The organism is Paracoccus fontiphilus, from assembly GCF_017356265.1.
GTDB lineage: Bacteria > Pseudomonadota > Alphaproteobacteria > Rhodobacterales > Rhodobacteraceae > Paracoccus > Paracoccus fontiphilus.
Map to the genome: position 1 here is coordinate 1 of NZ_JAFNAW010000097.1, position 8,931 is coordinate 8,931.

General features: G+C 63.8%; 5 protein-coding genes. 3 read left to right on the forward strand and 2 right to left on the reverse strand.

Annotated elements, in window-relative coordinates; genetic code table 11:
• Window positions 1–2,033 (forward strand): TonB-dependent siderophore receptor (locus J0F76_RS19110; protein ID WP_207471937.1); only part of this gene is annotated, 2,033 nt, incomplete at its 5' end.
• Window positions 2,033–3,259, forward strand: coding sequence for an MFS transporter (locus tag J0F76_RS19115; protein WP_207471938.1), 1,227 nt, complete (start codon window positions 2,033–2,035; stop codon window positions 3,257–3,259). The genes J0F76_RS19110 and J0F76_RS19115, both read left to right, overlap by 1 nt.
• Window positions 3,260–3,280: 21 nt before the next feature.
• On the opposite strand, the gene J0F76_RS19120 is transcribed toward J0F76_RS19115, so the two are convergent.
• Complete coding sequence (locus tag J0F76_RS19120; protein ID WP_207471939.1) at window positions 3,281–4,357, reverse strand: siderophore-interacting protein; 1,077 nt, start codon at window positions 4,355–4,357, stop codon at window positions 3,281–3,283.
• Between the two features lie 406 nt (window positions 4,358–4,763).
• Here J0F76_RS19120 and J0F76_RS19125 point away from each other — a divergent pair, with 406 nt between their 5' ends.
• Entirely contained in the window at window positions 4,764–5,123 is a 360-nt protein-coding gene (locus J0F76_RS19125) for a hypothetical protein (RefSeq protein ID WP_207471940.1), read from the forward strand.
• Between the two features lie 50 nt (window positions 5,124–5,173).
• Here J0F76_RS19125 and J0F76_RS19130 read toward each other — a convergent pair whose 3' ends face one another.
• Entirely contained in the window at window positions 5,174–8,617 is a 3,444-nt protein-coding gene (locus tag J0F76_RS19130; RefSeq protein ID WP_207471941.1) for a peptidoglycan-binding domain-containing protein, read from the reverse strand.
• Between the last annotated feature and the right edge of the window lie 314 nt (window positions 8,618–8,931).

Sequence of the window (8,931 nt, forward strand, 5' to 3'; positions counted from 1 at the left end):
CGCCAGGCAGCATAATCTCAACCTACAGAGCCAGAGCCCTCCAGAGCAAAATCAGGTCGCCTGTTCCAAATCATTCGACGACGGACACGCTGGTCCAGGACGGCTATGTTCCCGGCACCAGCCGAACGGCCACCAAGCTGGACACGCCGGTCGGCAGGATCCCCCAGGCCGTCACCATCGTCACGCAGGACCAGATCGAGGATCAGGCGCCGCGCACCCTGAACGAAGCCCTGGGCTATACGGCCGCCGCGAACCCGAACAACTACGGCTTCGACACCCGGTTCGACGCTTTTTTCCTGCGCGGGCTTCCGGCCTATTACAACGGCTATTTCCGCGACGGGCTGCGCCAATACAACGCGCCGACCGCCTGGTTCAAGTCCGAGCCCTACGGGCTGGAAGGGGTCGCGGTGCTGAAGGGGCCGAACTCGTCCCTTTACGGCGTTAGCGGGCCGGGCGGCATCGTCAACCTGATCACCAAGCGCCCTAAGGACGACCGCTATCGCGAGATCGAACTGACCACCGGCGCCAATGATCGCGCCCAGATCGCGGGCGATTTCTCCGGTCCGCTGTCGGAAGGCAGCGAGTTCAGCTATCGCCTGACGGGTCTGGCCCGCAAGGCAAACAGCGATCTTCCCGGCTACGCGGACGACAAGACCTATTTCGCCCCGGCCTTGTCCTGGGACAATGGCGTGACCCGCGCGACCCTGCTGGCCGAGGTTTCCAGTTCGGTGACAGGCGGAACCGCCGCCTTCTACAACCCGGCCTATGGCGAGGTGTCCGACCTCTACGAGGGCGATCCCGACTACAACGACTTCGATCAGGACCAGTGGCGTCTCGGCTATGAGATCGAGCATGACCTGAACGACAGCGTGACGCTGCGCCAAAGCTTCCGCGCGGCACGCGTCGATATCGACCTGGAATACAGCGGCCAGTATCCCCTGGGCGCCGACCTGGCCCGCTACTGGGGCCACTACAAGGAAAACATCGACACGCTGGTGCTCGACAACGGGTTGCGCTGGAGCGGGAATACCGGGGCAGTGTCCCACGACATCCTGGCCGGCATCGACATGACCCGCGCCGATTATGAGACCTACAGCACCCTGGGCTATGTCTCGGCTGCCGATACCGCCGCGGCTGCGGTGCCCTTCACCGGCGCGCAGGAACAGCGCCAGATGGGCATCTACCTGCATGACCAGATGCAGTGGGGCAACTGGCAGGCCTTCGCCAGCGCCCGCTGGGACAGTGTCGAGACGACCACCACGGCTGCCGACCGTTCGACGGGCACTCAGGAGGATACCGGCCGTTCCGGGCGCCTGGCGCTGAGCTATGACTGGAGCAACGGTGTCATGGTCTATGGCAGCGTCTCGACTTCTTTCGCGCCCAATATCGGCTTCGTTTATGACGACCCGGCCGATGAGGCCACGCAGCGGGCGGCCCGCCCCACGCAGTCCACGCAGCGCGAGATCGGCCTGAAATACGCGCCCGAAGGCACGAACCTGCTGCTGTCCGCAGCCGTCTTCGATATCGATCAGCGCGATGGCACCGTGCTGGATGTCTCGACCGGCGAGAACCGGCAGCGTCAGTTGGACCTGAACAGCCGCGGCGTCGAGCTGGAGGCGCAGGCGAACTGGGCCAATGGCTGGGGCGTGATCGCCAGCTATGCCCATCAGCGCGTCAGGATCGAGAAGGGCGCGGCGGGAACCGTGGGCAACGAGCTGTCGGGCGTTCCGAACGATACGCTCTCGCTCTGGGGCAAGTATGACATCCAGTCGGGTCCGGCGGCGGGTCTCGGGCTGGCGGCAGGCCTGCGCTATGTCGGCGAAAGCTATGGCGATGATGCCAATGCCATCACCAACGACGATCGCGTCTTCGTGGATCTGGGGGTCAGCTACCAGCCGGCGCAACTGCCGGGGGTCGAGATGCAGGTGAACATCAAGAACCTGTTCGACCAGCAGAAGCAGACCTGCACCGCCGGATACTGCTATCGTGACGAGGGCCGCACCTGGACGGCGAGCCTGAGCCGCCGCTTCTGATGGCGCGGGGCGCGAGGCAGCCCGGACAGGCTGCGATCCTGTCCGGCCTGTGGGCCGCCTATGTCGCGCAAAGCGTGATCGGCGGCCTGACCTGGGGCGGGCTGCCCGCCGTGCTGCGCGACCAGGGCCTGCCCCTGGACCGGATCGGCCTTCTGTCCCTGCTGATCGCGCCCTGGGCGCTGAAGGTCCTGTGGTCTCCGGTGATCGAACGGTGGCGGTTGCCCTCGGGCCAACCGCCCCGCAGCGCCATGCTGGTCCTGCTGTTCGGCCTGGTCGCCGTTCTGGGTCTGCTGGCCACCGGGGCCGTCGGTCTGGTGCCGCTGCTGCCGGCGCTGGCCTGCCTGATGGTGGTGGCCTTCGCCACGGCAACCGCCGATATCGTCGTTGACGGCCACGCGGTCGGCGCCCTCGCGCGCAGCGGGCACGGCTGGGGCAATGCCGCGCAGGTCGGAGGCGCCTATGTGGGATCGGCGATCGGCGCGGGGCTTCTTCTTGTCATGGTCGCGCGCGTGGGGTGGACCGGGGCGGTCTGGTTCATGGCCGGACTGGTGGCTGTCCTGCTCATCTGGTTCGCCCTGACGGCGCGCGGGTCCGCGTCATCACCGGCCGCAGGCCCGCGCCCCAGTCTGCGCCGCGCGCTGGCCCGGCGCGACATCCGGCAGGGCCTGATGCTGACGGCGATCTTCGTGATTGCCCAGAAGCTGTCTCTGGGCATGCTGGGGCCGTTCCTGATCGACAGGGGCATTTCCCTTGAGGCGGTGGGGCTGCTCAACGGCTTTGGCAGTCTGGTCCTTGGGCTGTTGGGTGCGCTGCTTGGCGGGGCGGCGGTCCAGCGGTGGGGTGTGCGGACAACCATGATTGGCGCATTGGTGTCCCAGGCCATCCTCATGCTGTGCCTGGCGCTGAGCGGTGCCGGGACCGCCCTGCCGACCGCGTTGCCGGTCGCGGCCGCGCTCCTGTCCGGATCGGCGCTGTCGGCCATCGGGTTTACCGCGCTTTATGCGCAGTTCATGCGGTGGTCGGACCCGAGGCAGGGAGGGGTGGACTTTACCCTGTTCCAATGCCTCGATGGGGCTCTCAGCATGGGTCTTGGTCTTGTCGCCGGGATCGTGGCGGAGCAGGCGGGTTATGGCGTCTTCTTCGGCCTCAGCGCCATTCTGCCCGTCCTGGCTGTCCTGATGCTGAGGCGTTTGGCGATCAGGATGGCCCAGGCAACAAGCGCCTAGGAACGACGCGGCGGGCCGCGTTCAGGCAGCCGAGCTGTGATGCGGCTCCTCCGCCATCTCGCCCGCCATGCCGCGCCGCCAGTAGGCTGCGACCATGTGCCGGTCGCGCGGCATCTTCCAGACCGAACGGACGTGGCGGCGGATATCGCGGAATGCGTCGAACTCGCATCCGGCCCAGACATACAGATCGTCGGACGGCTGCCGCCGGGCAAGCGCCTCGACCAGCAGCCGCTTCGTGCCAGGCGCAGCGCCACGCCGATGCAGCCACTGCACCGGTCCGGCCAGATCCTGTTCATCCTCGGGGCCGTCCACCTCGATGATCGCCTCGCAGATGGTCCCGGGCGATGCAGCCTCAAGCATGCGGGCAATGGCCGGCAGCGCCGTCTCGTCGCCCAGCAGAAGCACCCGTGGCGCCTGGGGGATCGCTCCGCCGCCCGGACCCAGCAGTCCCGCCACATCGCCCGGACGGCACGCCGCAGCCCAACCCCCGGCCGATCTCTCGGCGGTTGGATGGAGCACGAAGTCGATGTCCACCTCGCCCCGCGCCAGATCGACATGGCGGATGGTGTAGACGCGCACCAGCAAGGTATCGGACCCACCGGGGAAGCTCAGCGCGCCACTGGCCGTCAGCATCGGCCACACAGGTGGCAAATTTGCTGGCCGATCCTCGGGAGGCAGGAGCAGTCGAACGTGAAGCTCATCCAGAGGCAGGTCTTCCAAATCCGGGACGGCGAAGGTGACCCTTTGCATCGACGGCGTCAGGCGACACGAGGCCGTGACGCGGACCTCGCGGAAGAACGGCGGAACGCCATGGGACTGTCCGTCGCCCTCCCAGTGCAACTCTACCTCCTCTGCGAGATACTCTCGGATATGATCCACGAAGATCAGCTTCATGTAGCTGAGGCCGATGGGGTTGACGCCTCTTGCCTCAACGAGAAGCGCCTCACCGTCCCACCGCACCTCGAAGCTGCCCAGCGGCAATTGCATCCGCCAGGGACCGGTTTCCAATCCCGTGATGTATTCTGGATGATCGGCCGCGAAGCGGAACATGGCAGCGGCGCCGTGGGGATGGTCAAGCCGGGTATTCGCGTGCAGCATGGCGTCTCGGATGCAGGAGGTCTCTGGCTGCGCAAAGCGTGGCTGGGGCTTGTGTAGCGCACGACATCGCCGACGGATAGGCCCTCTTCTGCCAGCAGAAGTTGACGGTTACATAGAAGCGGCACTTGGAAAGAAGACAAAGTGTCCGTTTGTCCATGGCTCAACGGTCGCCTCAGAGATGAATTCTTGAACGAAACGCTGTTCCTATCCGTGAAGAATGCCGGCGCCCCACTGGTAGCTTGGCGATGCATGCCGGGTGATGCCGCATGATCGTTGGCCACGTACCGTCATCCGGCCGTCGCTGCGGTTTTATGTGGACGCGTCGACGCCGTAAGGCCCATCCTTGGTGCAACTGCCGCCTCGTCCATGGTATGCTCGACAGAGTCAAAGATTGGAGGTTTTCATTATGAGATCGAGCCTCGCCGCCAGTTTGGCTCTTGTCGCGGTTCAGGCCCACGCGCAGGACTGCCAACCGATCCGCTTTGCGCCCGGAGACAACGGGGCGCTAATTGAGGGGGTGCTGCCGCCCAAAGATCCATTCGTAGCAGTTGAGCCTTCCTGTTTCAGCCTTGACGTACGGGCGGGCCAGCGAGTGATCGTCGCAGTTGAGGGCGATGATAACGCCGTGGCCACGATTTCGGGAGCAGGCGATGCGCGGCAGGCTTTCGACTTTCTCGCGCCCTCGAACTTCTTAGAGATCCTGCTGTTTCAGCTGTTCCCGTCTCCCTCCGAGGCGCCCTATGCACTAACGGTGCAGGTCGACTAGAAAGAGCGGAGGGCGACGCCGCGATCCGGAGGCATGCCCTCTGCCACTTTTTAGAACTTGATTGCTGCGCCACCTGCGGCGACGGGCTTCGTTACGGGGGGCGGAGCCGCCTTGCTTTGCAGGTAAATCGGCGCGTAGCCTCTGTTGTCAGACAGCCATGTCACGATCTCGTCGCCCGCAGGCTGCTGCTCGACACGTCCATCGTAGCGGGCAAGGCGCACGCCCAGAACGGTGGGGCATAAGTTCGCGATGGTCAGCGGGTCATCGGTGACGCGATCAAACTCAGTGTCATAAGCCAGAACCGGCAATGCTGCTTCGGGCATCAGGGCGGGCACCCAGCCGGTCGCCCCAGTCTCGTCACGCCAGCGGTCGGATTGGTCTTGCGCGTTAAGATCGCCGCATCTGAAATCGACAGGGTCGTGCCAAGACCAGGCAACACCTTTGGTGCCAAAGCCCAACTGAACATCATCGACCGCGCGGGGATCGCCGTATTTCTCGATCAAGGTCGCGCGTAGCCCAGCGGGGTCGACGCTGCCCTGCGGCAATCTCAACACCCTCCACAGGCCCACCACCGTTCCGGATGCGGCTGGCGGCTCGTCGTAGATCGCGATTATCTCGGTCTCATCGGGCGAGACATAGATGCGGCCGGACGCATAGGGCAACAGGCTGGTGCCCACAAGGCTTTGCGAGGCGCTGCGGTCAGCAGTCAGGACTTTGTCTACCGTCATGTGCTCGCGAATGATGCGGTCAGCATCATCGAAGCTGGTGCCAAGTCGGATGCCCAGCACATCGGTGTCGGCCATCTGAGATTTGGGCATCTGCAGCAGATCCGCGGGCGGCCGGGCGGCTGCGGTCAGGGTTAGATCTCTCAAAACCACGCCACTGGCCGCATCGACAAGCCGGGCAGCGATGGCCTTGGCCTCAATGACCAGGATTGGCTCGGCCTCGGTCCCTATCATCTGCCCCATATCTCCAACGCCGTGGTTCAGGCCAAATTCGTATGCCGCCTGCCACGCAGTTTGCCAGATGCTGGGCGGCGGGCCATCCTCTATAGCCGCGCCCTCAGGTTCGACGTCGATCTGAATGACCAAATTTTCAGACCCTGATGCTAGATCGGCAGGCAAGACCGGCAGGCTGTCCAGCCGAACGATCTCAGTTGAGCCCCGCTGAACTTGGCCCAGTTCGGACTGTGCTCTGTTGATGGCTCCGCAATAGAGATCGTCGCGGCGGCAGGATTGGCGCAGGCCTAGGGGCGGGCTAAGCGCGTAGTGCGGATCCTGCCAGAACAGCACTGGCTCGGGTGCCAGCCAAGCGGCCAACAGATAGTCGCAGATCCGCGCTCGGGCCAAGGCCGTCTCGCTCTCGCCATTGTCGAGGTCGCAAGCACCAAAGCTTTGAGGTCGGCCCTTTCGCTGCCATGGCACCTCGCGGGCATCACCCGTTCCCCAAACAGGTAGGTGCAGCGTCACACGGTTCGGCAAGACCTGGGCACGGGCCATCGACCAGGTGCGAAACTCCTCTTTTCGTGCAGCGCGTTCCTCGGCGGTGGGTGGTACATCGAGATTACGAAAGAAACGGCCCCATTCTGGTACGCCGTCGCGGATGTGGGATTCTGCCGCATGACGGGTGATCATCATGCGTTCGATCATCGCGTCATCTACCGATTCCGGCGCATAGCGCAATTGCAGAAGGTCTGTTATCTCGGCTCCGAACCTGGCGCCATCAGGGGGAGGCGTGAGGGTATCGGCCAAGCCTACGAGCCCAAGCGCCGCATCTGCCTCCGCCCGCAGAGCGGCAATCGCGGGCAGATCCTCGGCCGCAGCTTTGAGAACCACCGCGCCGTCATTTTGAGAGCGAACCGTCAGGCCGGTCAGCCTCACGTCTACCGCGATGCGCTTGTTCTGAGGGTGCAGGCCAGTAATCAACATGGTCCAGTCCAACGTAATCCCCATGCCTGCCCCTCCTAAGAGACCTTGCCGGGCAGCCTCTTCGACGGTCATGGGCAACGCTTCGACCGTCATTAGCCGGTCCATGTCCAGCACGATTTCGGAGTAAACCTGCTGCATGGCTGTATTAGCGAAACTTTGACCTTGGACATATCGGCTCGGTAGCAGGTCCTGCAGCGAGACTCGGCCCTCAACGGGCGCGACATCACCATAAGGATCTTCCTCGACCGCCGGAGGTTTCTGAGTGACGATCAGGCCTTCGTCTTCTTGAAAATAGGCATTAGATTCCTGGCGTAGCGTGACAGCCAGCGGCAGGTCCAGGCCGGATCGGCGGAGACTTTCACGAAGCTGCGCGAGGTTGGTGGCTGCGACTACCTGGGGATCCTGACCTCTGATCACCTCAATCGGCAGTGGAGAGTCAGGGGGCGGATTCCCGCTAGCTATAGAAGATGAATGTGTAGCGAAATAGCTCACCGCAGCCACACGCAGGAGATCGTCTGGCAGATTTGGCTCGATGACCGGGGCGGCGATCTGCGCAATCAAACCATAGCTCAGGTCTTGCGACGACTTGGCGGATGGCTGGTCTGCCGAGGAGGACGGTGCGTCATCCTGCTGCCACAGGATGCGTCCCGTCGCGGGATCAGTGATTACGGCATTCGTCACTGTGCCTACCAGCGGTCCGCGGCCTTGTGGACGTGGTTCGATGACCAAGGTCGCAGCCAGCGTTACGCTGTCGGCTCCACTCGCACGGAAGGCGCGCGCCTCATCCTCGTTCATCGGCAGGAAAACCGCATCCGACAGGCCGGCATGTGCGATCTCGATCCGGTCGAACCCCCCTGTGCTGAACCAGCCGCACGAAGCGCGAGCCTGCTTCTCTTGTTCCTCGATTAATGTGCCAGCTCGGGTTATGGATGTGCCGTATTCGCCAGTCTGCTCGGCCAATGTGAAACCGCCACGGTCGAAATCATATGGGTTTAGTTGCAGGGTCTCGCTAATAGGCTTCTCGATACGGCGCGTCTTGTTAGGCAGATCTGCCAAGGCCAGCCGAAAAAGCTCGACCGCCTGCCTGTCCATGTCGCGGGTCGTGAACTCGTCCGCAGTCATTCGAACTTGCTGCATCTCGTTGCAGTCCTCGACCGGCGAAATGGCGGCAAGATAGGGCAGTGCCAGCTCTTCCGCTTCGGCAGCATAAGCTTCGGCATCCGACATCAGCACAAGATTCACGAGATCCGCATGGCTGGTCGCCGCAGGCGCCCGCGCATCCTGCACAGCCGTCGTAGCCGCTGCTGCGGTCGCGGCAGCAGCGGACGTGACAGCAGGGGCGGCCAAGACAGGAGCTGCTACGGACGCCAGCGGCGGCGGTGCGGTTGCGATCAGCGATTGGACCTGCTGCTGGCGCAGGTACCCGGTGGCTTCGGCCCCAAGCGCCGCCTGCCAGTTGGCAATGGCCCGGCGACTGCCCGAGCCTAGGATGCCGTCTATATCGCCCGAATAATACCCTGCTTGAGACAGTGCGCGCTGTACCGCCATACGTTGTTCCAGGGTCATCTGCGGTTGCTGCGGCGCGGGGGCAGTGGGTCTGGTCGCCTGGCGGGGCTGTTGTCGCGGTGCAGGCTGACGTGCTTGCGGTTGTCGAACCTGGGGCTGAGGTTGGACGTCCCGCTGGCGCAGCTGATCGCGGACAATCTCACCGGCAATGGTGCCAAAAATCCGTCCCAGATCGTCCGCTTGTGCGGGACTGGTTGCCCCGACTAAGGCAACCACACAGCATCCTACTAGGCTCCAGACCCATTGATTTCAGGCGTTTGACGTGATTCAGGCCCCGCAAGGAGACCTGATTGATGAGCAACCTTTTCTGGCTG